Here is a 23,013-nt window from a genome sequence, read left to right as displayed (position 1 = left end):
ATGGCCGCCGGACCTCCCCCCCTCCAGCCACCTCCCCTCCAGCCCGGCGACCGGGTGAGGCTGGTGGCCGCCAGCTCCGCTCTGGCCGACCTGGAGCGGCTGCAGGCCGGACTGGCGGTGCTGGCCAGCTGGGGCCTGGAGCTGGATGACGATCCCACCCGGCTGCCGGCGCGCCGCTGGGGCTACCTGGCGGGCCGGGACGCCGAGCGGGCCGGTGATCTGCGGCCCACCAGCGACGACCCCGGGGTGCCCCCGGCGCTGCTGGCCTGCGTGAGGGGTGGCTGGGGGTCGGCCCGGTTACTGGAGCGCCCCCTGGAGGCGGCAGGCGGCTGGCTGCTGGGGTTCTCCGATGTCACCTCCCTGCTCTGGCACCGGCTGGCGATGGGCCGGGGGGGCGCCATCCACGGCCCCCTGCTCACCACCCTGGCGGCCGAGCCGGCCTGGAGCCAGGAGCGGCTGCGGGCCCTGCTGTTCGGCGAGCCCCTGGGCGACCTGGAGGGGGAGAGCTGGGGGGGCGGCCAGGCCGAAGGGCCGTTGCTGGCCGCCAACCTCACCGTGGCGACCCACCTGCTGGGCACCCCGCATCTGCCGGACCTGGACGGGGCGATCCTGATCCTCGAAGACGTGGGGGAAGCGCCCTACCGCATCGACCGCCTGCTGACCCACTGGCGCCTCTGCGGCGCCCTGCAGCGCCTGGGGGGCATCGGCTTCGGCAGCTTCGAGGGCTGCGATGACCCCCAGGACACCGGCGGCGACGCGCCCCACTTCAGCCTGGAGCAGGTGCTGCGGGAGCGGACCGCCGATCTGGGTATCCCCGTGCTGGCCGGTCTGCCGGTGGGCCACGGCGACGTCAATGCCGCCCTGCCCCTGGGGGTCCACGCCCGGATCGACGGCGACCGGGGGCGTCTGAGCCTCATCGGTTAAGGCCGTGGGCCGATCTGCTGCCCATCCTTCAGCTCCTGACTCACCCCCACAGACCCTGCTGCCGCATCAGCGCCGGCAGGTCGGCCCCCAGACCCCCGTCGGCGCGGTCAAACAGCAGCCAGCTGAAGCCGTCGACCTCGCCCCGCACCGAGCCATCGGCCAGGCGCAGGCTGCGGTCCCGGTACCAGAGCTGGTCGGGATACAGAAGCATCTCGAAATCAGCGCAGACCTCACCATCCTGCGGATGCCGATAGCGGCAGGCGCCGGGATCCATACGGGCGCGGAAACGGCCGTGGGCTGGCTCCGCCTCGAAGAACAGATCACAGCCCGGATGGCGATCGAAGGCCTCCGGCCCCAGGGTCTGCACCCGGACCGTCCCGAGCGGCGGGCGGTCGTAGGTGGGCCCGCCCTGGAAGAACAGCTGCTCGGCCCGGACCACCCCACGCTGGGGATCCACCCGCAGCACCACCACCCGCTGGCGGTGCGCCAACTGTGGGGCGCTGGCGCGGAACTCCTGGAAATAGAGCACCACCGCACCGAGTTGGGGCGCCTCCAACCGCTCCACCTCCAGGGTGCGCAACTCCCGGGTGAGCTCGGGAGCCACCTGGCCGCCCCTGGCCAGGGTGGCGGCCACCTGGCGCTGGTTGTGGAAGGCCCCCTGCCAGCAGGCGGCGATCGTCTCGAGCTGGGCGGCGCTGTCCATGGCTGGCCTCAGGTGCCGCGGGCCGCCAGCACCGCGCTGGCGATGGTGAGATCGAAGCGGGTGGTGAGTTTGATGTTGGAAGGCGGCGCCTCCAGCACCCGGACCGGCAGCCCCAGCCGCTCGTAGAGCGCCGCATCGTCGGTGACGCTCCAGCCCTCGCGCTCAGCCCGCCCGTGGGCCTCCCGCAGCTGGGCCACGCCGAAACCCTGGGGCGTCTGGGCCGCCCAGAGGCCGCTGCGTTCGGGGGTGGCGGTGATCAGGCCTCGGCCATCCACCTGTTTGATGGTGTCCGTCACCGGGGTGGCAGCGATGATGCCGGCTCCTTCCACCACGGCCTGCCTCAGGGCCGTGGCACAGCGCTCCAGCAGATCAGGTTCCGCCAGACAGCGGGCGCCGTCGTGGATCAGCACCGCCTCCGCATCGGCTGGCAGGGCCTCCAGGCCGCGTCGCACCGACTCCTGGCGGGTGTCGCCCCCGACGATCCAGGCCACCGGTTCGGCCTGGCAGCGGCGGGGCTCGCTGGCGGCCAGGATCGCCCTGATCGCCGCCTCATCCTCCGGCCGGCCCATCACCCCGATCCAGCGGATCGCCCCGCAGGCCAGGGCGGCATCGAGGGTCCAGGCCAGGACGGGGCGGCCGGCCAGGGGGAGCAGCAGCTTGTTGGTGGCGGCCCCCATGCGGCGCCCGCTGCCGGCGGCGGCGATCAGCAAATGCACAAGCGATGGCCCGCCCGGGCGGAACACTGGAATCTCCTCCATACAATCAGGCCGCCAGGCCCGCCCGACCCAACGCCCGATGCGAGCACTGTTTCTGATCCCGGGCGATGGCGCCAGCCAGTTGCAGGCGCTCCCCGCTGTGGCGGCCATCGCCGAGCAACTCCACTTCCAGATTCAGGTGGCCTGCCATCCGTCACTGATCACCCTCTGGAAACTGCTGCCGGCGGTGGAGAAGGTGCTTCCCTTCAACTTCGATGGCGCCACCCTGGCCGACTGGGCCAACCTGCTCGGATGCGTGCGGGAGCCCGATTTTCAGGCCTGCATCAACCTGGCCAGCGGCCGTCAGGTGGATCTGATGCTCTCGATGAGCCACATCCCCAACCGCATGGCGGCCGGGGGCTTCTCCGCCACCGAGAAGGTGCAGGTGCCCGAGGGTCTCTGGCCGGCCCAGGCCCTGGAGGCCTACCTGCGGCCGATCGGGGTGAGCCTGGATGCCGCTGCCTTCCGCCTGAGCCTGTCGAAGGACGCCCTCGACGAAGCGGTCGCCACGTTGCCGGCCGGCGACGGGCCGATGCTGCTGCTGGCCCCCTGCGGCGGCCCGGACGACTGGCCTGTCTCGGCCTGGCAGGAGCTGCCCGGCCGCATCGCCGCCACCCTTCCCAGCCTGCGCTCCCTGCAGGTGACTCCGGCGGCTTCGGCCCATCTGCCCGACCGGGCCGCCCTCGTGGCCGCCAGCGACGTGGTGCTGGCCAGCGATCCTGTCACCATCGAACTGGCCCTGCTCAGCGGCACACCGGTGGTGGCCCTGGGTCGCAGGGGCGACAGCCTGCCGGCCCGCAGCGGAGTACAAGGGCTGGGTTCCCCCGGCCACCTGCTTGACCTCCCCTCCAGCGACGTCCTCAAGGCCCTCGGCCTGGGCTGAGCGGCGCCCATGAGCCGCCTGTGGTTCGCCCGCAGGAAGCGCCCCCCCTCGGCCAGGGTGCGCCGTCCCTGGCTCACCCCCCTGATCGCCCTGATCCTGGTGGTCAACGCCAGCGCGATCGGCTACCGGATCACCGAAGGCTGGGACTGGGGCGATTGCTACTGGATGGTGGCCATCACCATCGCCACCATCGGCTATGGCGAGGTGGAGCCCCTCTCCACCGCCGGACGGCTGATCACCGTGTTCTCCATCGCCGGAGGGCTCGTGGTGGTCCAGCTCACCATCCAGAACCTGGTGGGCCTCTCCGAAACCGGCTACTTCCGGCGCCTGCGGCAGCGCCGATTCCGCACCTGGGTCCAAAGCATGAACAACCACGTGATTCTCTGTGGCTACGGCCGCATCGGGCAGGAGATCGCCGACCAGCTGATCCGGGAGAAGGTGCCCCTGCTGGTGGTGGAGATGGACCAGGCCTGCCGGGATGCGGCCGAGGAACGGGGGCTGCCGGTGCTGTTCGCCGACGCCACCCTCGACGAGACCCTGCTGGAGGCGGGCATCCACCACTGCCGCAGCCTGGTGGCAGCCCTCTCCAACAATGCGGCCAACCTCTACGTAGTGCTGAGCGCCCGGGGGCTGGCCCCCCGCTGCCGCCTGATCGCCCGCTCCGACAGCGCCGAGGCAGGGCGCAAGCTGCGCCTGGCCGGCGCCGATCAGGTGGTGAGCCCCTATGTGGCGGGGGGTCGGGTGATGGCCGCCACTGCCCTGCGGCCGCTCGCCGTCGACTTCATGGAGCTGCTGGCCGGCTCCAACTGCGAGGTGGAGGAATTCCAGCTCAGCGACGACAGCGCTCAGCTGGGCGAGCTGCAGGGACGCACCCTGGCGGAGATGCAGTTCGGACGCCGCAGCGGCGCCCAGGTGCTGGCCATCCGCACACCGGCACCGGCGGTGGTCAATCCCTACTCCTACCGGGGGACCACCTATGGCACCCCGGAGGCCACCCTGGTCACCAACCCCGGCGGCGATACCCGGCTGGAGGCCGGCCAGCTGCTGGTGGTGATGGGCAGCAAGGAGCAGCTGCAGCGCTTCGCCGGGGTGCTCGGCCAAGCCCTCAAGAGTTCCGACCTGATGGCCGACTGAGGTGATCGGGACGGGACGCCGCCAGGCATACGATCGCCACACCCTGCTCCCGCCGCCATGTCCAGTGCCGCTCCCCTCTCCGGCCAGGTCGCCTTGGTGACAGGAGCCAGCCGGGGGATCGGCCGGGCCATCGCTGAGTCCCTGGCGCTGGCCGGAGCCACGGTTGTGGTCAACTACGCCCGCTCGCCCGAAGCGGCTGAAGCGGTGGTGGCCACGATCACGGCGGCGGGCGGCCAGGCCTGGAGCCACCAGGCGGATGTGGCCGACGAGCAAGCCGTGGAGGCGATGGTCAAGGCGGTGCTGGAGAAGGAAGGGCGACTCGATGTGCTGATCAACAACGCCGGCATCACCCGTGACGGCCTGCTGATGCGGATGAAGACCGCCGACTGGCAGAGCGTGATCGACCTCAACCTGACCGGGGTGTTCCTCTGCACCAGGGCTGTCAGCCGCAGCATGCTCAAGGCCCGCCGCGGCCGCATCATCAACATCACCTCGGTGGTGGCCCTGATGGGCAACCCTGGCCAGGCCAACTACAGCGCCGCCAAGGCCGGTGTCATCGGACTCACCCGCAGCAGCGCCGCCGAATTCGCCAGCCGCGGCCTCACGGTGAACGCCGTGGCCCCCGGATTCATCGACAGCGACATGACCAAGGATCTGGATAAGGAGCCGATCCTCGCCGCCATCCCCCTCGGCCGCATGGGCCAGCCTGAGGAGGTCGCCGGTGCGGTGCGTTTCCTGGCGGCCGATCCAGCGGCGGCCTACATCACCGGCCAGGTGCTGCAGGTGGACGGCGGCATGGTGATGCGCTGATCAGGATTCGGGTGCCAGGGGCTGGGCGAGGTCTTCCCGCAGCTTGCGGATGCGCTGCAGCAAGCGCAGGCGCCGGCTGCGGGCCGTGAGGGTGAGGAACAGCCGGATCGGCACATAGACCAGGGCCATCAGCAGGCCGAGGGTGGCGATCAGCAGGAACACCATGCCATCGGCGGTGGTGCTGGGTACCAGGACCGATTCGGTGGCCGCGCTGTCGAGGGTCTGCTGCAGCAGGTCTTCCATGGAGTGAAGGTACCTCCTGCGGCGGGGGGCCGCAGCCTTCGCGGAACGGGACATTCGGCTTTCCCCACCGAGCGACGGATGCCACCGGCGGGGTCGCCGTGGGACGCTGCGAGCGCTGCTCTTAACACCGTCGATGGCCAAACTGATCCAGTTCGCCGATGCCTCCCGCGATTCGCTGGAGCGGGGCGTCAATGCCCTGGTTGATGCGGTGAAGGTCACCATCGGTCCGAAGGGTCGCAACGTGGTGCTGGAGAAGAAATTCGGCGCCCCCGACATCGTCAATGACGGCGTCACCATCGCCAAGGAGATCGAACTCGAGGATCCTTTCGAGAACCTGGGCGCCAAGCTGATCCAGCAGGTGGCCTCGAAAACCAAGGACACCGCCGGCGACGGCACCACCACCGCCGCTGTCCTGGCCCAGTCCCTGGTGCATGAGGGCCTGCGCAACGTCGCCGCCGGTGCCAGCCCCGTCGCCCTGAAGCGCGGCATGGAGCAGGCCACAGCCCTGGTGGTGGCCGGGATCGCCGCCCGCTCCCGCGCCGTGGCGGGGGACGCCATCCGCCAGGTGGCGACGGTGAGCTCCGGTAACGACGAGGAAATCGGCCGCATGATCGCCGAAGCTGTCGAGCGGGTGAGCGCCGATGGCGTCATCACCGTGGAGGAATCGAAGTCCCTGGCCACCGAACTCGAGGTGACCGAAGGGATGGCCTTCGATCGCGGTTACTCCTCCCCGTACTTCGTCACCGATCAGGACCGGCGCGAATGCGCCTTCGACAATCCCCTGCTGCTGATCACCGATCGCAAGATCAGCACCGTGGTCGACCTGGTGCCCGTGCTGGAGGCTGTCTCCAAAAGCGGCCGGCCCCTCGTGATCCTGGCTGAGGAGGTGGAGGGCGAAGCCCTGGCCACCCTGGTGGTGAACAAGACCCGGGGCGTGCTCCAGGTGGCCGCCGTGCGGGCACCGGGCTTCGGTGATCGCCGCAAGGCCATGCTCGAGGACATCGCCATCCTCACCGGCGCCACGGTGATCAGCGAGGACAGGGCCATGACCCTGGACAAGGCCACCCTGGCCGACCTGGGCCATGCCCACCGCATCACGATCAGCAAGGACGAAACCACGATCGTGGCGGCCGACGACCAGCGCACCGCCGTGACCGATCGGGTGGCCGCGATCAAACGGGAGCTGGAGGCCACCGATTCCGACTATGACCGCGAGAAGCTCAACGAGCGCATCGCCAAGCTGGCCGGCGGTGTTGCCGTGATCAAGGTGGGCGCCCCCACCGAGACCGAACTCCGCAACCGCAAGCTGCGCATCGAAGACGCCCTCAACGCCACCCGGGCCGCCATCGATGAAGGCATTGTCGGCGGCGGTGGCAGCACCCTGATCCAGCTCACCGAGGAACTGGGAGCCCTGGCCAGCCGCTGCGACGGCGACGTCCGCACCGGGGTGGAAATCGTGCAACGGGCCCTGGCGGCACCGGCTCGCCAGATCGCCATCAACGCTGGCGCCAACGGCGACGTGGTGGTGCAGCAGATGCTCAGCCAGGGCAAGGGGTACAACGCCCTCACCGACACCTACGAAGATCTGCTCGACGCCGGCATCCTGGATGCCGCCAAGGTGGTGCGGCTGGCCCTGCAGGATGCGGTCTCGATCGCCTCGCTGCTGATCACCACCGAGGCGGTGATCGCCGACAAGCCGGAACCCGCCGCTCCGCCCGCCGGGGATGGCGGCATGGGTGGCATGGGCGGCATGGGCGGCATGGGTGGCATGGGTGGCATGGGTGGCATGGGCATGCCCGGCATGATGTGAGCCCCCAGAGGATCTGGACGGGGCCGGTGGAGCCGAAGCTCAGCCGGCCATGGCCCGCACATAAGCGGCCACCTGCAGATCCACACCGGTGATCGCGGTTCCCACCACAACGGCATCGGCGCCACCATCCAGGGCGCGGCAAGCCTCCTGCTTGCTGGCGATGCCCCCTTCACAGATCAGCGCCACCGCCTCAGGAAGCTCACGCCGCAACGGGCCCAGCAGGTCCCAGGCCGGGGGAGCCACCGCGGCGGTGGCCTCCGTATAGCCGTAGAGGGTGGTGCCCACCCACCGACAACCCAGGGCCGCCGCCCGCAGGCCATTCGCCACGCTGTCCACATCCGCCATCAGCGGAGCGCCCAGATCCTGGCGTGCTCGCCGGATCAGGGCCTCGAGCTCCTGGCCCTCAGGCCGGGGACGGTCGGTGGCATCGAGGGCCACCACATCGGCTCCGGCCGCCCAGACGGCGCGGATCTCCTCCCAGCCAGGGGTGATGTACACGGAGCTGTCAGGGAATGTGCGCTTCCAGAGGCCCACGATCAGGGCCTTGGGGCAGCGGCGCCGCACCGCGCCAATGTGCTCCGGACTCTCGAGCCGTACCCCGGCGGCCCCCTGGCGCAGGCTGGCCTCGGCCATCGCGGCGATCACGGCCGGATCACGTAGGGGCGAGCCCTCCGGGGCCTGCACCGAGACGATCAGGCGACCGTTCAGTTCGGCGCGTTCAGGCAAGGGAACAGATGACACCATCAAAGGCGGCAAGGGGAGATCAGCTGGCGCGGCGATGCTGGGGGTCGCCGGAGAGCCAGGAGCGCAGGTCGGCCAGGGTGGAGGGTGCCGGGGCCGGGGGCGTGCCCGGTGGCAGGACGCTGAGGCGGGAGGCCTCGGGAAGGGACGTGGGGAAGGGCGCCGGATCAGTTGCCAACTGGGAGACCAGCGCGGGGGCGTCCGGGGCTACCCCAGCAAACTCCGGCGCGGTCGAGAAGGCCGCCTCGAGGGCCGCGAAGGCATCGTCCACCCTGGCGGCAGCTGGGCTGGTGACAGGTGGAGCTGCGGTGGGGGCCCCTGCCGCTCCTTCCAGTTGCTGACGGAGCCAGTCGCCGGCCCCGATGCCCTGCTGGGCGATCAGGTTGTCGGTTCGGAACCTCTCAAGGGAACCGACCCCATGGCGATGGGCCCACTGCCGGGTCAGACGGGCCGTAGCGGTGGCATCCCTGCGGTGGACGGCCTCGAGAAGCAGGCTGGAGAGCTCGGGCCGGGATGGGGGCAGGGACACGGAGGGGGCGTCAGGTGAGCTTGCGATCCAGCATCGGGCGGATCAACAGGAACAGACCCGCAGCCAGGCCCGCCAGGATGGCGAGACAGGTGGCGGCATTGAGGGATCCGTAGGGAGCCACCAGCACCACGTCGGTGAGGCGGAACGACCCCGCGTAGGCGGCGCGAATCGGTTCAATCGCGAAGGTAAGGGGATTCAGGGCCGCCAGCCAGCCCAACCAGGGCGGCATGAAAGAAATCGGTGCCAAGGCCGTGCTGGCAAACAGCAGGGGAAGATTGGCCACGAAGATCACAGCGATCAACTCGATGTGGCCCGGCAGGGCGAAGGCCAGGCCGAGGCTGAGGGCCGTGACGGCGAACACCAGCAGCAGCAGGGTGACCAGCACCAGCAGCAGCCCCGCCCCTCTTGGCCAGCCATAGCCCAGCAGGGCCGCGGTGCCCATGATCGCCAGACTCTGCACCAGGCTCAGGCTGGTGATGTAGAGCACCGAGGCAAAGACAATCGAACTGCGGGAGCGCAATGGCGCCACCAGCAACCGATTGAGGAAGCCGAACTCGCGGTCGAACATCACCGGCAGGCCGGCATTGAGGGCGGCACTGAAGGCCGTGAAGACGATCACTCCGGCCCCCAGGAAGCGGCCATAGCTGATGCCGCCGGGAAGCAGGCCCTCGGGGGCGTTGGCGAACAGGGCTCCGAACAGCACCAGCCAGATCAGTGGCTGCAACACCCCCGCCACAAGGGTGGACGGACGCCGGGCCAGCTGAACGAACAGCCGCCGGGTGAGGGCGAGCGTCTCCTGGGAGATCTCGGCGAAGGCCGAGGGCTCAGCGCTGAGGGAGGGGACGGGGGCGAGGGAAGGGCTGGCGCTGGTCATGGGGAATCAGGGAATCGGGTCATCGCATCGACTGCTTGCGTTCCTCCTTGAGGTCCCGGCGACCCGCCACGGAGAGTTCCGCGTCGCTCAGGGTGCGACCGGTGGCCTGAAGGTAGACGTCATCGAGGCTGGGGCGGCTCTGGGCCAGGGCGAACACCGGCAGCTGGGCCTCGGCCAGCTGCTGCCGCAGGGTCTCCACCACGGCGCTGTCCTCCACCACCAGATTGAGGGAATAGCCCTGGGCCCGGTTGACCACCACCTGGCGGACGCCATGGCAGGCCTGGAGGAGATCCCGGACCCGGGAGGCCTCCTGCTCATCACTGAACTCCCGCACCCGCAGGGTCACCCGATCGCCGCCGAGGGCGCCCTTGAGGGCCGAGGGGGTGCCTTCGGCGATCACCCGACCACCGTCGATGATGGCCAGGCGGTCGGCCAGGGCATCCACCTCCTCGAGGTAATGGCTGCTGAGCAGCACCGTGGTGCCCTGGTCGCGCAGCTGCTGAAGCACCTGCCAGATGGTGGCGCGGCTCTCGATGTCGAGGCCCACCGTGGGTTCATCCAGCACCAGCACCCTGGGCCGGTGCAGCAGCCCGGCGGCCAGGTCGAGGCGACGGCGCATGCCGCCGGAGTAGCTGCCACAGCGGCGGTCGATCCAGGCCTCCATGGCGAGGAGCTCAATCAGCTCGGCGGTGCGGGCCAGCCGGTCGGCGCCTGCCATGTGGTGGAGATCCGCCTGGAGATGCAGCAGCTCCCTGCCGCTGAGGATCTTGTCGATGGCCACCTCCTGGGCGACATAGCCAAGCAGGCGCCTGACCGCCCGGGGTTCGGCCAGGGCATCGACGCCGGCGACGTGGACCTGGCCGGCATCGGGAGCCAGCAGCGTGCAGAGGATGCGCAGGGCCGTGGTCTTGCCGGCGCCATTGGGTCCGAGCAGTCCATAGAGGGACCCGGCCGGCACACTCAGGGAGAGGTCGTCCAGGGCCTGCACCGGTTCAACCTTGCGGCCACCGAAACGCTTGCTGAGGTGCTGGAGCTCGATCAAGCCGGGATCAATCGCGAAGGGCCGGAAGCGATGTCAATCTAGGCAGACGCTGCGGGAGCCAGATGGAGCGCAGCGGCCAGCAGGGTAGCCGGCGCGCCGGCGCTGGCCAGGGGCGTGCGCGCCAGCACCAGCAGCAGGCAGATGCCGAAGAGGTAGAAGATCGACCAGCGGAACATGCTGCGGGCCCGACGGGGATCGCTCGGGTCCTCCAGCAGGCTGCCGCTCAGCTGCAGCAACCTGGCATTGAAGGGAAGCACCAGCAGCCCGTAGAGCCAGCCGCCGCTGGGCAGGGCGACCACCCCGGCCAGGCTCATCGCCACCGTGACCCAGCTGTAGCGGCGGATCGCCCCTGCCGTGACCTCCAGACCCTTGACCACCGGCAGCATCGGGATGCCGACGGAGCGGTAGTCCTCATGCAGAAGCAGGGCCAGGGCCCAGAAATGGGCTGGGGTCCAGACCATCACCAAGCTGAAGAGCCACCAGCTGCTCCAGCCCAGGTGGCCGGTGGCGGCAGCCGCCCCCACCAGCGGGGGAATGGCCCCGGCGATGCCGCCGATGACAATGTTCTGGGTGGTCCGGGGCTTGAGCAGGGCCGTGTAGAGCAGGACATAGCTGCACAGTCCCAGCAGGGCCAGGGAGGCGGCCAGGGCGTTCACCCCCAGGACGAGCACCAGCACCGAGGCGACCGTGAGGCCGACGGCCAGGGCGAAGGCCTGGCGCTGGGCCAGCCGGCCCGAAGGCAGCGCCCGGCGACTGGTGCGCTGCATGCGGCCGTCGAGTTCCTGCTCCCAGAGGCAATTCAGGACACCGGCCGCCGCCGAGGCCATCGAGCCCCCCACCAGGGTGCAGACCATCCGCACCGGATCCAGGGGCCAGGCCGCGGTAAGGGCCATGCCACCAACCGTGGTGGCAAGCAGCAGCGGGATGAGCCGCGGCTTGGCCACCTCAAGCCAGGCCGGCAACTTCACGGACGGACGGATTGCTATTGGCGCCGGGGGCGCGGCGATGGCCGACACGGCGCTGACACTAACCATGGGCCACCTCAAGACGGGTAGGGACGGAAGGGGACTGGAACGAAAGACCCCAGAGACCACCAAGCACGGCCACCAGCAGGGCGGCCGTGAGCTGGTGGGCGACGGTGACGGCGGGAACGGTCAACTGGAGCCGCAGGGTGAAGACCCCGAGGGCCACCTGAACCACCACCAAGGCGGCAGCGGCAAAGGACAGGCCCTGGAGACGACGGTGGCCGGCCGGCAGGGCCAGGGCGCTGGCGGCCAGCAGCAGCACCACAACGGCTGCCGGGTAGGCCCCCTGACGATGCAGCAGCAACCAGCGGCAACCCTCTCCGGCCTGGAGGCAGAGATCGGCGGCCCAGCGGCTGGCCATGGCACCACCCAACAGGCACTGGCCTCCGACAAGCAGGGCGGCCAGAACCGGCAGGGTGGACCACCAGCGCGGCAGGGCCCTGCCATCGGCACCCGCCTTCGCCGGCTCCGGGCGCTCCAAGCCCTGGTGCATCGCGCTCAGCAACAGCACCAGGCAGAGGGCGGTGGCCAGGTGCAGGGTGACGGTCGGGGCGGCCAGCTGGCTGAGCACGGTGAGGGCCCCAAGAGCTCCCTGCACAGCCACCAGAGCCAGGCCGAGGCCAGAGCTCCAGGGCAGCCAGGCGGGAAAGCGGTCACGGAACCGCAGGCTGAGGGCGAAGAGCAGCAGAAGGGCGATGCCCACCAGGAAGGCGTCGAGGCGGTGAAACCACTCCAGGAACACCTGCAGATTCCACTGGCGGCCCGGCCAGAGCACCCCGTAACAGAGGGGCCAGTCCGGGCAGGCCAGTCCCGCCTCCATCACCCGGGTGGCGCCACCGATGGCCACCAGGGCCACCAGGGCGACGACGAGGTGGGCAGTAAGGAGGGGCACCAGACGCACGGGCCAGCTCTCCCCGGGGGCGGACCGGGGCAAGGGCAGGGGTTGCGTGGACGGCGCCACAGCCATGAACGAATGGTCTTCCGGGTGCCCAAGTTAGCGGGCATTGAAAGATGTGCGAATCAGCACATCGTCCGAAGTGAATGTGAAATTTCTCCGAAATTGCCTCTCTGACTACAACGAACACGCGGTGCGCGAACCGCCCTGCCTCAACGGGCGCGCCATCGCCAGCCAGCCCTGCGCTCCAGCTGCGGAGGCGATCGCCACTGGAGATCCCCGGCACCAGGTCCGCCCCCTGACGGACGCCGAAGTGGGGCGTGGGGTGATCCCGGGTCAGCGGATCGAGGATTGGTGGCCCTCCCGATGGGAACGGGACGGCGGCAAGGCCCTCCCCCCCCTGGCCTGCTGTGGAAGCGGCCCAGGATCAGGGCAATGAGGATGGCGATGTACAGCTGCCCCGCAATGGTGATCACCACCGTGATCACCTGCCCGGTCACGTCGCTGCTGCGGAGCACCTCCGACCCCACGCTGGTCAGGATCGTGAACGAAGCGGCCATCAGCGCCGGCGCCATCGCCACGGCGTCAGAGCCGCGATCCTGGAGCACCGGCAGCGCGGAGAGGTCGTAGGCGCCCGGATGCAGGACCCACAGGGCCACCAGCATCACCCCGCCGGCGATGCCGATCAAGAGGTAGCCGGAGGTGGCACCCATCACCACGGCCAGCGTCACGAAGGGCTCACGCACCAGGGTCTTCACCTTGCGCATCAGCGCCACCAGAAAAAACAGCAGCCAGGCGATCACATGCGGCACCGTGATGAGGCGCCCCAGGGGTGGATCGAAGGCCAGGGCCAGATGCCACACCACCTCCAGGGCGAGCGCCAGGCCACCGAGGCCATACAGCAGAGGACGGGTGCTGATCAGGGGTGAGTAGCGCGTCACCGTGGTGACAAGCACCACCGCCAGGCCAATCAGCAGCACCGAGAGCAGCCAGACGTGCGACTGGCAGAACGGCAGCATCAGGATGAGCAGCACCTCGGTGGCGAGGGTGAGGATGTAGCCGCGATGGCGGTGGCGGAGCCTCTGGATCTGCTCGTGGGTGAAGGGCATCGCAGCTCCGCTCAGGTGCGGCTGGAGGCGTGAGGCTCTTCAGGCTCACGGGATCCCGGCAGCCGATCGCCTCAGCCGGGCGTGGGTCTGGCTCATGTTCGCAGTGACCATGGGCCACGACACAGGGCTGAGGGGGACATCACGATGGCGGCCCTGCTGGCCCGGCTCTTGCCACCATTGCCGAGAGACTCAGGCCAGACCCTCGCCAACTTCACCAGCCTGGTCCGCCAGCGCTGACGAACAACGGCGGCAGGGCAGCAGCGGCCCTGGCCCTGGACAGGCGCGATGGCGGGCAACGAAGTTGCCTGGCCTTGAAAGATGTGCGAATCCGCACATCGTGCGAACTGAATGTGAAATTTCTCCGAAATTGCTTCTCTGGCTACAACGAACGCACGGCCCGCGAACGGCCTTCCATAAGCTGTTGACCTCAGGAGCCCTCCACCCTCCCGACAGCCGTCCCGCCGCCGACTCCGTGCCGATTCCCTCCTCCCTGGTCACCCTGCTGGTGGGCATGGCGCTCGTCCTCTCCGGCCTCTGGGTGGGTTACAACGTCGACCTCCTGCCCCTCGACGCCAGCGCCAACGCGCCTGTCTACGACTCCCTGTTCCGGGTCCTGTTCAGCATCGGCACGATCCTGTTCCTGGGCATCGTCGGCCTGGTGGTGTTCAGCCTGGTGCGGTTCCGTCGTCGGGCCGGGGACCACACCGACGGGCTGGCGATCGAGGGCAACCTGCTGCTCGAGATCGTCTGGACCGCGATCCCCGCGATCGTGGTCCTGTTCGTGGGCATTTACAGCTACGACATCTATGAGCGGATGGGCGGCATGAGCAGCCTCAACGACCATTCCGCCATGCATCAGATGCCCGCGATGGAGACCATGGAGGCGTCCGTCAGCTCCGCCGAGGGAGGCCAGGAGCCCGCAGCCCGGGTCTGGGGGGGCATCGGCACCGGAGCCGGCGAAGCCAATGTCCTGCCGGTGGAGGTGACGGCCATGCAGTTCGCCTTCATCTTCCACTACCCGGAAGGGGACATCACCAGCGGCGAATTGCACGTGCCCAATGGCCGGCCGGTGGAGCTGCGCATGAAGGCCAATGACGTGATCCATGCCTTCTGGGTGCCCCAGTTCCGGCTCAAGCAGGACGTGATCCCCGGCCAGCCCACCGTGCTCACCTTCACCCCCACCAAGGCGGGCAGCTACCCGATCATCTGCGCCGAGCTCTGTGGTCCGTACCACGGCGGCATGCGCTCCACCGTGATCGTGCACGAACCCGATGCCTACGACGCCTGGCTCCAGAAGAACAGCCCTGTGACAGCCACGGTCGCCAGTGCTCCCAGCACCCCCACCGCCTGAGCGTCCGTTCTGCCGGTCCCCATTTCTCCCGATCCTTCCAGCCCCGATGACTGTCGCCTCCCCCAACGATTTCCAGGACAGCCTCCAACCCCAGGGCTGGCTGCGCTATTTCAGCTTCAGCCTCGATCACAAGGTGATCGGTCTCCAGTACCTGGTGACGGGCTTCCTCTTCTATTTCATTGGCGGTGCCATGGCGGGAGTGATCCGCGCCGAGCTGGCCAGCCCGATCTCCGATTTCGTCAGCCGGGAAACTTACAACGAGGTTCTCACGCTGCATGGCACCGTGATGATCTTTCTGTGGATCGTTCCGGTGGTCAATGGGGGCTTCGGTAACTACCTGATTCCCTTCTATGTGGGCGCCAGGGACATGGCCTTCCCCAGGCTCAACGCCGTGGCTTTCTGGATGATTCCACCAGCCGGGATCCTGTTGATCGGCAGCTACTTCATCACTGGAGCCGCCCAATCCGGCTGGACGGCCTACCCGCCGCTGAGCCTCACCACCCCCGCCCTGGGTCAGGTGGTGTGGATCGTGAGTGTGCTGTTGCTGGGGGGCAGCTCGATCTTCGGTGGCATCAATTTCATCGCCACCGTTCTCAAGCTGCGGCGTCCGGGATTGAAGCTGATGCAGCTGCCGATGTACTGCTGGGCGATGCTCGGCACCAGCATCCTGGTGGTGCTCTCCACCCCCGTACTGGCCGGTACCCTGCTGCTTCTCAGCTTCGACATCGTTGCCCACACCGGCTTCTTCAATCCGGCTCTGGGGGGAAATGTGGTGGTCTACCAGCACCTTTTCTGGTTCTATTCACACCCGGCGGTGTACATCATGGTGCTCCCGGCCTTCGGCCTGGTGAGTGAAATTCTGCCCATCCACGCCCGCAAGCCTCTGTTCGGCTACACCACCATGGTGTATTCGATCATGGCCATCGTGGTACTGGGCCTGGTGGTCTGGGCCCACCACATGTTCACCAGTGGCACGCCTCCCTGGATGCGTCTGTTCTTCACGATCGCCACCTCGTTCATCGCCGTACCGACGGGCATCAAGTTCTTCAACTGGTTGGCCACCCTTTGGGGCGGCAAGCTGGCCCTGAACAGCGCCATGCTGTTCTCCTGCGCCTTCATCGTCAATTTCGTGTTCGGTGGGATCACTGGGGTGGCCCTGGCCCAGGTGCCCTTCGACATCCACGTGCACGACACCTACTTCGTGGTCGGCCACTTCCATTACATTGTTTATGGCGGCACGGTGTTCGTGATTTTCGCCTCCATCTATCACTGGTATCCGAAGTTCACCGGCAGGATGCTCAATGAAGATCTAGGTCGGCTGCATTTCCTGCTCACCTTCGTGGGCTTCAACCTCTGCTTCGCCCCCCAGCACTGGCTCGGCCTCAACGGCATGCCCCGTCGGGTGGCCGAGTACGACCCCAGCTTCACCACCCTCAACCAGATCAGCAGTGTGGGGGCCCTGCTGATGGCGATCAGCAGCCTGCCTTTCCTCTACAACGTGCTGGTGAGTGCCTTCCGGGGCCAGGTGGCCGGCGACAACCCCTGGAACGCCCTCACCCCTGAATGGCTCACCTCCTCGCCACCGCCTGTGGAGAACTGGATCGGTGCAGCGCCGCTGGTCGAACACCCCTACGGTTACGGCGTTGATGAAGAAACCCTGAGCCTGGAGGCCGCCACCGGCAAGGACCTCTGGAGTGGCGCCGGTCGCCGCTGAATCGCCCCCACCGCTTTCCTCACCCCCGCCGTCCCCTGTCCGTCGTCCCATGACCAGCCTCGCCACCAGCACCAGCGCCGCCGAAGCGGTCACCGCCGAGGCCCACGAAGGCCATGCGGACCTGAGGCTTTTTGGTCTGGCCACCTTCCTGGTGGCCGACGGCATGACCTTCGCCGGCTTCTTCGCCGCCTATCTCACCTTCCGTGCGGTCAATCCGCTGCCGGCGGGGTCGACCTACGAGCTGGAACTGCTGCTGCCATCGATCAACACGATGCTGCTGCTGGTGAGCAGCTACACCTTCCACCGCTCGGGCCGCCATCTGCTGCTGGGCCAGATGGGCCCCTGCCGCGCCTGGCTGCTGCTTACCGCAGGCCTCGGAGCCGCCTTCCTGGCCGGGCAGATGATCGAGTACTTCACTCTGCCCTTCGGCCTCACCGACAACCTCTTCGCCAGCACGTTCTATGCCCTGACGGGCTTTCACGGGCTGCATGTCACCCTCGGGGTGATCTGCATCCTCCTGGTCTGGTTCCAGACCCGCCAGGGAGGTCGCGTCACCAGTGCCGCCCCCTTCGGTCTGGAAGCCGCAGAGCTCTACTGGCATTTCGTCGACGGAATCTGGGTGGTGCTTTACGGCATTCTTTACCTGCTTTGATTCCCTGACTGTTGCCTGTTCAGCACAACGATCGGCACAATCAATTCAGAAGTCTCCGTCTGACCGGCTGATGGGTGCCCAGAAAGGACCAGCCAATGAGGACAACTCAGCCGGGGCGGTGATGCTGGAGGGCCAGGCCTTGCTGGAGAGGGCCCGCTCGCTCAGCAACCGGCCGGAGGACCAGATCGCCCGTGCCTGCGGCTATGTGGGGCCAAGCGGAAGGGTGCTCAAGAAGAATTTTTACCGGGCCCTGGTGGCCGCCAAGGGCTACACCCTGCCGTCGAGTGGGGCCGCCAGCGGCGCTGCCAGTGGGGTCGGGAAGGGACGTCAGGCTGAATTCCGCACCCGGGTGCACGGCAACGGCAACCTGCTGATCGGCCAGGCCTACACCCGGCGCATGGGGCTGGAACCGGGTCAGGAGTTCAGAATCGAGATCCACAAGGAAACCGGTTCGATCTGGCTGTTGCCCTTGGATGGGGCCGTCGGGGACACCCTCTCCTGAGCCGGGTCCCGTGGGTCGTCAATCGGCTTCGGGGTGGAAGCTGGCGCTGAAACGCAGCAGGTCGATACCGCTGAACAGGAAGCTGATCCCCACCAGAGTGCCCACCACCCAGAGCAGGCTCCAGAACTTCAGCGTCAGGATCAGCAGGCCCAGGGCGAGCGTCACCAGACCGTTCACCAGCCCCCAGCGCCAGCCGGTGATGTGACGGTGGGAGGTGGCGACCAGGGCCTCCACCAACCCCTCCACCACAAACACCACACCAATGGCCAGTGCCAGGCCGGCCATCGGGATGGCCGCCGCCGCCGGACCGGAGGCCATCTGCTGGAACATCCACACCCCCAGGACCAGGAACAGGGTGGAGGTCACCAGGCGCCAGAAGGTGATGGCCCTGCTCAGCCCTGGGGAGCGCAGCAGGGAGCTGATCCACCCCACCAGGCCCCCCACCAGGAAGGCGATCGCCACCACGGCCGTGACCCACTTGGAGGCCAGCACGGGAAACACGAGGGCCAGCACCCCCAGCACGAGCAGCATCACCCCCTCGGCCAGGGTGAAGGCGCGCAGGGCTGCCCCCATGGCCTGGCGGGAGGACTGGGCTTCGGGAGTGAGCATCTTCGCGATTGGCGCTGTCGCCAGCGTGACAAGGGAGACCGACGCTGACCAGGGGCGTTGATGACTCGCAGCATCTGGGCGGTCTGGTTCCGGCGCGGGCCGTCTAACCCCAGCCGTGCTCGGCCAGCCAGGCGGAGGAGAGCGTGGCCTCCGGCGCCGTCGTCCCAGCCGGCCGCAGCAGCCGCTCGGTGTACTTGGCCAGCAGATCGGCCTCCAGATTGACCCTCTCGCCCACCCGGCGCCCCGCCAGGGTGGTGCCGTTCCAGGTGGTGGGAATCACGGCCATCCAGAAGTGGCTGCCGTCGGCCTCACATCCCGCCACGGTCAGGCTGATGCCATCAAGCGCCACGCTCGCCTTCTCGCACACGTAGCGGCCGTAGGCAGGATCCAACCAGGCCACCTCCAGCCGCCAGGCGTCGGGCTGCCGCTGGATGGTGGTGATCTCTCCAAGGCCGTCGACATGACCACTGACCAGGTGGCCGCCGAGGCGGTCGACCAGGCGCAGGGCCGGCTCCAGGTTCACCCAGCCGCCGGCGGCGGCCCGCTCGGCCAGGGTGCTGCGGCCCAGGGTCTCCGCGCTGACATCGGCCCGGAAGCCGTCAGAGAGCAGTTCGGCCACCGTGAGGCAGACCCCGTCAACAGCGACGCTGTCCCCCAGGGCCAGGGGGCCGAGGTCGGTGCGCACCCGCACACCGGCCGGACTCCGCTCCAGCCTGCCGATGGCCTGCACCAGTCCGGTGAACATCCCCTGAGGCGGCGGCACTGGCCATAATCGTTTCACGGGGACCATCACGTGCGAGGAGCGGGCCCGACCATGGTTGAAATGTGTGTCGCCGGGATCGCCCTGGACGCGGCCAGCCGAAGCCCGATCGTCCTGCTGCGCGATCCTGCCGGCCGCAGGCAGGTGCCGATCTGGATCGACCAGGCCCAGGCGCAGAACATCCTCTCTGGCCTCAACAGGGAACGGCCGCCCCGGCCCCTCAGCCACGACCTGATGGCCCGCTTGCTGGAAGCCGGGGGCCTGCAACTGGAGCGCGTGATCATTCATGCGATCGAGGACAACACCTTCCGGGCCGTGCTCAAGCTGCAGGATGGCAGCGACGGCCCGATCGAACTGGACGCCAGGCCCAGCGATGCCATCGCCCTGGCCCTGCGCACGGACAGCGGCATCTGGATGCTTGAGGAGGTGGTAGCCGATGCCTCGATCCCGGTGGATGCAGAGGCCGATGCCGAAGATCAGGAGGATTTTCGCCGCTTCCTCGACCGCACCAGCCCGGCCGACCTGATCCGCCACATTGGCCGCACGCTTGCGGAGCCTGATCTCGGCCCGGAGGAAGCCCCCGAGGGCGGCGGCTCTGGCGCCTGATCCCCAAGACCCAGGGCCGCCGCTGCCGGCAGGATGGCGATCCTTCGGGACGGGGAGGCCGGTGTCGCCGTTCACCCTCGGCACGATGCGGGCCCTGGACTCCCCGGAGGCCATGGACGCCGTGCTGGTGGCGGCCCTGGCGGCCGGGATCAACCACATCGAGACCGCCCCCGCCTACGGCCCCGCCGAGGCCTTCCTCGGTCGGGCCCTGCAGCGTCTGGCGGCGCACGATCCGGCTGGTCGCGCCGCCCTGGTGCTCACCAGCAAGCTGCTGCCCGGCCTGGAGCTGGAGGACGGCCGCAGCCAGCTGCGGGCCTGCCTGAAGCGCCTCGGGATCGAACGGCTCGACAATCTGGCGGTGCACGGCCTCAACCGGCCGGACCATCTGGCCTGGGCCGTTTCGGGGCCAGGGGCCGAGCTGCTGGCCTGGGCCATGGGGGAGGGGCTGGTGGGCCAGGTGGGCTTCAGCAGCCACGGCGACACGGCACTGATCGCCGCGGCCCTGGACAGCCACCGCTTCAGCTTCTGCAGCTTGCACGTGCATCTGTTCGACCAGGAGCGGCTGCCCCTGGCCCGCCAGGCCCTGGCGGCGGGACTCGGCGTGATGGCCATCTCCCCGGCCGACAAGGGCGGCCGTCTGTATGCCCCCCCGCCTGAGCTCACGGCCGACTGTGCCCCCTTCGCCCCCCTGGAACTGGCCTACCGCTTCCTGCTGGCCGAAGGGATCAGCACCCTCTCCCTGGGGGCCGCCCGGCCGCAGGACCTGGCCTGGGCCCTTCGCCTGGGTGCCACCGCCGATGTCCTGAGCGCCGGCGATCGCCAGGACCTCGCGGCGGCGCTGGCCCGGCTGGAAGCGGCCGGCCAGAAGCGCCTCGGGGCCGACCGCTGCGGCCAGTGTCGCCAGTGCTTGCCCTGCCCCAACACCGTGCCGATCCCCGCCCTGTTGCGGCTGCGCAACCTGGCCGTTGGCCATGGCATGGAAGCGTTCGCAGGCGAGCGCTACAACCTGATCGGGCGGGCCGGTCACTGGTGGGAGCAGGTGGATGCCTCCGCCTGCGGCGGCTGTGGCGCCTGCCTGCCCCGCTGCCCGCTCCAGCTGCCCATCCCCGAACTCCTGGCCGACACCCACCGGCGGCTGGCGGCCGCACCGCGTCGCCGCCTGTGGGACTAGGCGGCAGGAACGGGGGCCGCCCCATCCCAGAGCTGCTGCAGCCTGCGGCGCTCGGCGGCCGCCAGCGGCGGCAGGCTGAAGCAGCGCTCCAGCACCGACTGGGGGGGCAGCAGCAGGGCGGCGATGGCCGCCGGGAACTCCGCCAGGACCCTCTGCAGTTGCTCCCTGGGCAAGGGCGGCACCCAGCCGCCCGCCAGCAGGGCGGGCAGCAGGGGGGGCTCCAGGGCCTCTCCCAGCCACTCCAGGGGCGGCTCCGGATGGGGACCGGCTGGCCGCAGCAGCAGGTTCCAGCTCAGGGGAGAGCCGCCCTCGGGCAGCAGCACCTGCAGCCGGGGATCGCGGCGCAGCAAACCCACCACCCGCTGGCGGGGCAGCACGGCGGCCTCGGCCTCGCCGGTGAGCAGCAGGCTCAGGCCATCCCGCTCGTCGTAGGCCAGGGCTGAGCGCCGCAGGCGTCGCAGGCGCTCCGGATCCTCCCCCACCAAGGCGATCGTCACCCGGGGGGAGGAGGGGAGCACCAGCCGCCCGGCCAGGCTGGGGTCGAGCAGCAGATCCCAACCCTCGGCCCGCCGCCGGTCCAGGTCGGGCCGACTACGCAGCACCAGGACCCAGGGGCCGTAGGACCAGGGGAAGGCCAGGGGGGCGGCGCCGGGCGGGCCATGGAGGCGGGCCAGCGGAGCCGCCATCGGGGCGAGACGCTCGATCAGGGCTGGCGTGCCGATGGGCTGCAGGTCGGCGGACTTCAGCTCGCCGGCCCAGCCATCACTGAGCTGCACCAGGCCCGTCAGGGGAGCGGCCGCCCGGGCCAGCACCTGGGCGGGATCCTCCAGGAGCTGGCTGCGCCAGGGTTTGGGCAGGCGGCGGACCCAGGCGGCGGGCAGATCGCCCCGGCTGCCCAGCAGCAACGGCTCCTGGCGGTCGCAGCCGGCCAGCAAGGTGAGGGCGGAGGCGGCACCGAGGCGCAGCAGGGTGCGGCGGCTGAGGCCCGGGGATGGTGGTGGCGGGAAGGGGGCACCCATTCAGCGGACCGTAGGCGGCGGCGGCCCCAGCAGCGTGGCGCAGGCCTGGTCGCAGAGGCGGGCCAGGGCCGGGCCTGGGCGGCCGCTGAGCTGCCACAGCAGGGCCAGCCCCCCCGCCCCCACCCCCTCTTTCACATAGCCCCGCTCGTAGGCCGCCAGGGCCGGATGGCAGGGATCGGTGAAGCGCAGGTCGGCCGCGAAGGCCAGGGGCTCCACCCCCCAGCGGTCTCCGATGCGGCGCAGCAGCAGCGCCAGGTCGCTGCCCGCCTCGTCGGCCACCCAGGCGGTGGTGCCCAGGGCGGTGCCGGCGGCGATCGCCGGGCGCAGGGAAGGGGGCGCCAGGGCCAGGGCCAGGGCCAGCACTGCCGCCATCTGGCTGCCGCCCGCCAGCAGCACGGTCCGGCCATCCGCGGCGGCGGCCAGCACCATGGCGGCAGCCAGGGGCTGCATCGGATCCCCGAGGGCAGCGGCCACCCGCACGGCAGCGTCCCCATCCCCTGCCGCGGCGCCCTCCAGGCCCGCTGCCCGCAGCCCCCGTTCCACCAGCGCCCCCTTGCGGCCATGGTCGGGGTGGCGCAGGCTGCCGCTCACCAGCCCATGGGCCGCCACCCCCAGCCCCACCAGCACGGCCAGGGCGGTGCTGGTGCCCCCGGGAACACATTCCGCCAGCAGCAGCGGGCGCCCGGGGGGCAGGCGCTCCCCCCAGCGACGGCCCAGGGCCAGCAGGGCCTCCAGCCGGGCCGGATCGAGGGCCTCACCGCCGCTCAGGCAGCGGGCCGGGCCACCCCCGGCCAGCCCCGGCAGCCGCAGGTGGGCCACCGCCGGGGCCACCGGGCAGCCCAGGTCGACCACCAGGGGGGTCAGGGCCAACTCCCGCAGCACCACATGGCTGATCAGGGCGGGCGACACCCCGGCGGGCAGGGGCGGCAGGGCATGGGGACGCTCAGCGGACGGGCCGAGCAGCAGCAGCTCGGCATCAGCCGCCGCCGTGCGGAGCCGGGAGCTGGGGGTGGCGCCGGCGGCGGAGATGCCGGGAACGGCGGCGGTGTCGGTAGCTGCCAGCAGCAGCAGCACATCGCTGTGGCGCCAACCCTGCCACCAGGGGCCGCACCAGCGGTCGGCGGCGGCCGCGGAACCGCAGATCCGCCGCAC

25 protein-coding genes are annotated in these 23,013 nt (G+C 69.7%); 11 read left to right on the top strand and 14 right to left on the bottom strand.

What is annotated here, in order from left to right; translation table 11 throughout:
• A complete protein-coding gene (locus tag KBY95_RS04420) occupies window positions 1–924 on the top strand; it encodes an LD-carboxypeptidase (protein ID WP_254963608.1) in 924 nt (307 codons plus the stop codon).
• A 40-nt stretch (window positions 925–964) separates the two neighbouring features.
• On the opposite strand, the gene KBY95_RS04415 is transcribed toward KBY95_RS04420, so the two are convergent.
• Both KBY95_RS04415 and ispD read right to left on the bottom strand, forming a co-directional pair.
• The gene (locus KBY95_RS04415) at window positions 965–1,627 is read right to left on the bottom strand and encodes a CpcT/CpeT family chromophore lyase (RefSeq protein ID WP_254963606.1); all 663 of its coding nucleotides are present in this window, start codon (window positions 1,625–1,627) and stop codon (window positions 965–967) included.
• 8 nt (window positions 1,628–1,635) lie between these two features.
• A complete protein-coding gene (ispD, locus tag KBY95_RS04410) occupies window positions 1,636–2,385 on the bottom strand; it encodes a 2-C-methyl-D-erythritol 4-phosphate cytidylyltransferase (RefSeq protein WP_254963605.1) in 750 nt (249 codons plus the stop codon).
• 37 nt (window positions 2,386–2,422) lie between these two features.
• On the opposite strand from ispD, the gene KBY95_RS04405 reads away from it, so the two are divergent.
• Genes KBY95_RS04405 through fabG form a run of 3 tightly spaced genes read left to right on the top strand, consistent with a single transcriptional unit; the run spans window position 2,423 to window position 5,209 of the window.
• Window positions 2,423–3,265, top strand: coding sequence for a glycosyltransferase family 9 protein (locus KBY95_RS04405; RefSeq protein WP_254963603.1), 843 nt, complete (start codon window positions 2,423–2,425; stop codon window positions 3,263–3,265).
• Between the two features lie 9 nt (window positions 3,266–3,274).
• A complete protein-coding gene (locus KBY95_RS04400; protein WP_254963602.1) occupies window positions 3,275–4,399 on the top strand; it encodes a TrkA family potassium uptake protein in 1,125 nt (374 codons plus the stop codon).
• A 57-nt stretch (window positions 4,400–4,456) separates the two neighbouring features.
• Window positions 4,457–5,209, top strand: coding sequence for a 3-oxoacyl-[acyl-carrier-protein] reductase (gene fabG, locus KBY95_RS04395; protein ID WP_254963601.1), 753 nt, complete (start codon window positions 4,457–4,459; stop codon window positions 5,207–5,209).
• Here the strand turns inward: fabG and KBY95_RS04390 are convergent, their stop codons facing one another.
• A complete protein-coding gene (locus KBY95_RS04390; protein WP_254963736.1) occupies window positions 5,210–5,452 on the bottom strand; it encodes a hypothetical protein in 243 nt (80 codons plus the stop codon).
• Between the two features lie 133 nt (window positions 5,453–5,585).
• Between KBY95_RS04390 and groL the strand changes: the two genes are divergently transcribed.
• Window positions 5,586–7,262 carry a chaperonin GroEL gene (gene groL / locus KBY95_RS04385; protein ID WP_254963600.1) on the top strand — a complete coding sequence of 559 codons (1,677 nt, stop codon included), beginning with the start codon at window positions 5,586–5,588 and terminating at the stop codon, window positions 7,260–7,262.
• Between the two features lie 39 nt (window positions 7,263–7,301).
• Here groL and KBY95_RS04380 read toward each other — a convergent pair whose 3' ends face one another.
• From KBY95_RS04380 to KBY95_RS04350, 7 genes are all read right to left on the bottom strand, one after another.
• Entirely contained in the window at window positions 7,302–8,006 is a 705-nt protein-coding gene (locus KBY95_RS04380; RefSeq protein ID WP_254963598.1) for an N-acetylmannosamine-6-phosphate 2-epimerase, read from the bottom strand.
• Window positions 8,007–8,025: 19 nt separating this feature from the next.
• On the bottom strand, window positions 8,026–8,532 hold the full coding sequence (locus KBY95_RS04375; RefSeq protein ID WP_254963596.1) for a hypothetical protein: 507 nt from the start codon (window positions 8,530–8,532) through the stop codon (window positions 8,026–8,028).
• Window positions 8,533–8,542: 10 nt separating this feature from the next.
• Complete coding sequence (locus KBY95_RS04370; protein ID WP_254963594.1) at window positions 8,543–9,406, bottom strand: ABC transporter permease; 864 nt, start codon at window positions 9,404–9,406, stop codon at window positions 8,543–8,545.
• A gap of 19 nt (window positions 9,407–9,425) precedes the next feature.
• Window positions 9,426–10,448, bottom strand: a complete 1,023-nt coding sequence (locus KBY95_RS04365) for an ABC transporter ATP-binding protein (RefSeq protein ID WP_254963592.1) — start codon at window positions 10,446–10,448, stop codon at window positions 9,426–9,428.
• A gap of 38 nt (window positions 10,449–10,486) precedes the next feature.
• Entirely contained in the window at window positions 10,487–11,482 is a 996-nt protein-coding gene (locus tag KBY95_RS04360; protein WP_254963591.1) for a heme o synthase, read from the bottom strand.
• The gene (locus KBY95_RS04355) at window positions 11,475–12,407 is read right to left on the bottom strand and encodes a heme A synthase (RefSeq protein ID WP_254963590.1); all 933 of its coding nucleotides are present in this window, start codon (window positions 12,405–12,407) and stop codon (window positions 11,475–11,477) included. The genes KBY95_RS04360 and KBY95_RS04355 overlap by 8 nt, the downstream gene beginning before the upstream one ends.
• A 173-nt stretch (window positions 12,408–12,580) precedes the next feature.
• Window positions 12,581–13,477, bottom strand: a complete 897-nt coding sequence (locus KBY95_RS04350; RefSeq protein WP_254963588.1) for a hypothetical protein — start codon at window positions 13,475–13,477, stop codon at window positions 12,581–12,583.
• Between the two features lie 472 nt (window positions 13,478–13,949).
• Between KBY95_RS04350 and KBY95_RS04345 the strand changes: the two genes are divergently transcribed.
• The 4 genes from KBY95_RS04345 to KBY95_RS04330 all read left to right on the top strand — a co-directional run bounded on the left by KBY95_RS04345 (window position 13,950) and on the right by KBY95_RS04330 (window position 17,696).
• Window positions 13,950–14,828: a cytochrome c oxidase subunit II gene (locus KBY95_RS04345; RefSeq protein ID WP_254963586.1), complete on the top strand. Its 879-nt coding sequence runs from the start codon at window positions 13,950–13,952 to the stop codon at window positions 14,826–14,828.
• A gap of 46 nt (window positions 14,829–14,874) precedes the next feature.
• Window positions 14,875–16,542, top strand: a complete 1,668-nt coding sequence (gene ctaD, locus KBY95_RS04340; RefSeq protein ID WP_254963585.1) for a cytochrome c oxidase subunit I — start codon at window positions 14,875–14,877, stop codon at window positions 16,540–16,542.
• A 49-nt stretch (window positions 16,543–16,591) separates the two neighbouring features.
• On the top strand, window positions 16,592–17,194 hold the full coding sequence (locus tag KBY95_RS04335; protein ID WP_254963583.1) for a heme-copper oxidase subunit III: 603 nt from the start codon (window positions 16,592–16,594) through the stop codon (window positions 17,192–17,194).
• Window positions 17,195–17,315: 121 nt separating this feature from the next.
• Complete coding sequence (locus KBY95_RS04330; protein ID WP_254963728.1) at window positions 17,316–17,696, top strand: AbrB family transcriptional regulator; 381 nt, start codon at window positions 17,316–17,318, stop codon at window positions 17,694–17,696.
• 18 nt (window positions 17,697–17,714) lie between these two features.
• Here the strand turns inward: KBY95_RS04330 and KBY95_RS04325 are convergent, their stop codons facing one another.
• Both KBY95_RS04325 and KBY95_RS04320 read right to left on the bottom strand, forming a co-directional pair.
• Complete coding sequence (locus tag KBY95_RS04325; RefSeq protein WP_254963581.1) at window positions 17,715–18,305, bottom strand: DUF308 domain-containing protein; 591 nt, start codon at window positions 18,303–18,305, stop codon at window positions 17,715–17,717.
• 103 nt (window positions 18,306–18,408) lie between these two features.
• On the bottom strand, window positions 18,409–19,050 hold the full coding sequence (locus tag KBY95_RS04320; protein WP_254963579.1) for a riboflavin synthase: 642 nt from the start codon (window positions 19,048–19,050) through the stop codon (window positions 18,409–18,411).
• A gap of 69 nt (window positions 19,051–19,119) precedes the next feature.
• Between KBY95_RS04320 and KBY95_RS04315 the strand changes: the two genes are divergently transcribed.
• Together KBY95_RS04315 and KBY95_RS04310 are read left to right on the top strand one after the other, a co-directional pair.
• Entirely contained in the window at window positions 19,120–19,671 is a 552-nt protein-coding gene (locus KBY95_RS04315; protein ID WP_254963578.1) for a bifunctional nuclease family protein, read from the top strand.
• An 85-nt stretch (window positions 19,672–19,756) separates the two neighbouring features.
• Window positions 19,757–20,842, top strand: coding sequence for an aldo/keto reductase (locus KBY95_RS04310; protein WP_254963726.1), 1,086 nt, complete (start codon window positions 19,757–19,759; stop codon window positions 20,840–20,842).
• On the opposite strand, the gene KBY95_RS04305 is transcribed toward KBY95_RS04310, so the two are convergent.
• Both KBY95_RS04305 and KBY95_RS04300 read right to left on the bottom strand, forming a co-directional pair.
• Complete coding sequence (locus tag KBY95_RS04305) at window positions 20,839–21,861, bottom strand: twin-arginine translocation pathway signal (RefSeq protein ID WP_254963577.1); 1,023 nt, start codon at window positions 21,859–21,861, stop codon at window positions 20,839–20,841. The genes KBY95_RS04310 and KBY95_RS04305 overlap by 4 nt on opposite strands.
• Window positions 21,862–23,013, bottom strand: a complete 1,152-nt coding sequence (locus tag KBY95_RS04300) for a NaMN--DMB phosphoribosyltransferase (RefSeq protein ID WP_254963724.1) — start codon at window positions 23,011–23,013, stop codon at window positions 21,862–21,864.

The organism is Cyanobium sp. Aljojuca 7A6, from assembly GCF_024346455.1.
Lineage (GTDB): Bacteria > Cyanobacteriota > Cyanobacteriia > PCC-6307 > Cyanobiaceae > Cyanobium.
Note: the sequence above shows the minus strand (reverse complement) of the source record. Positions and strands in the feature narration are given on the sequence as shown.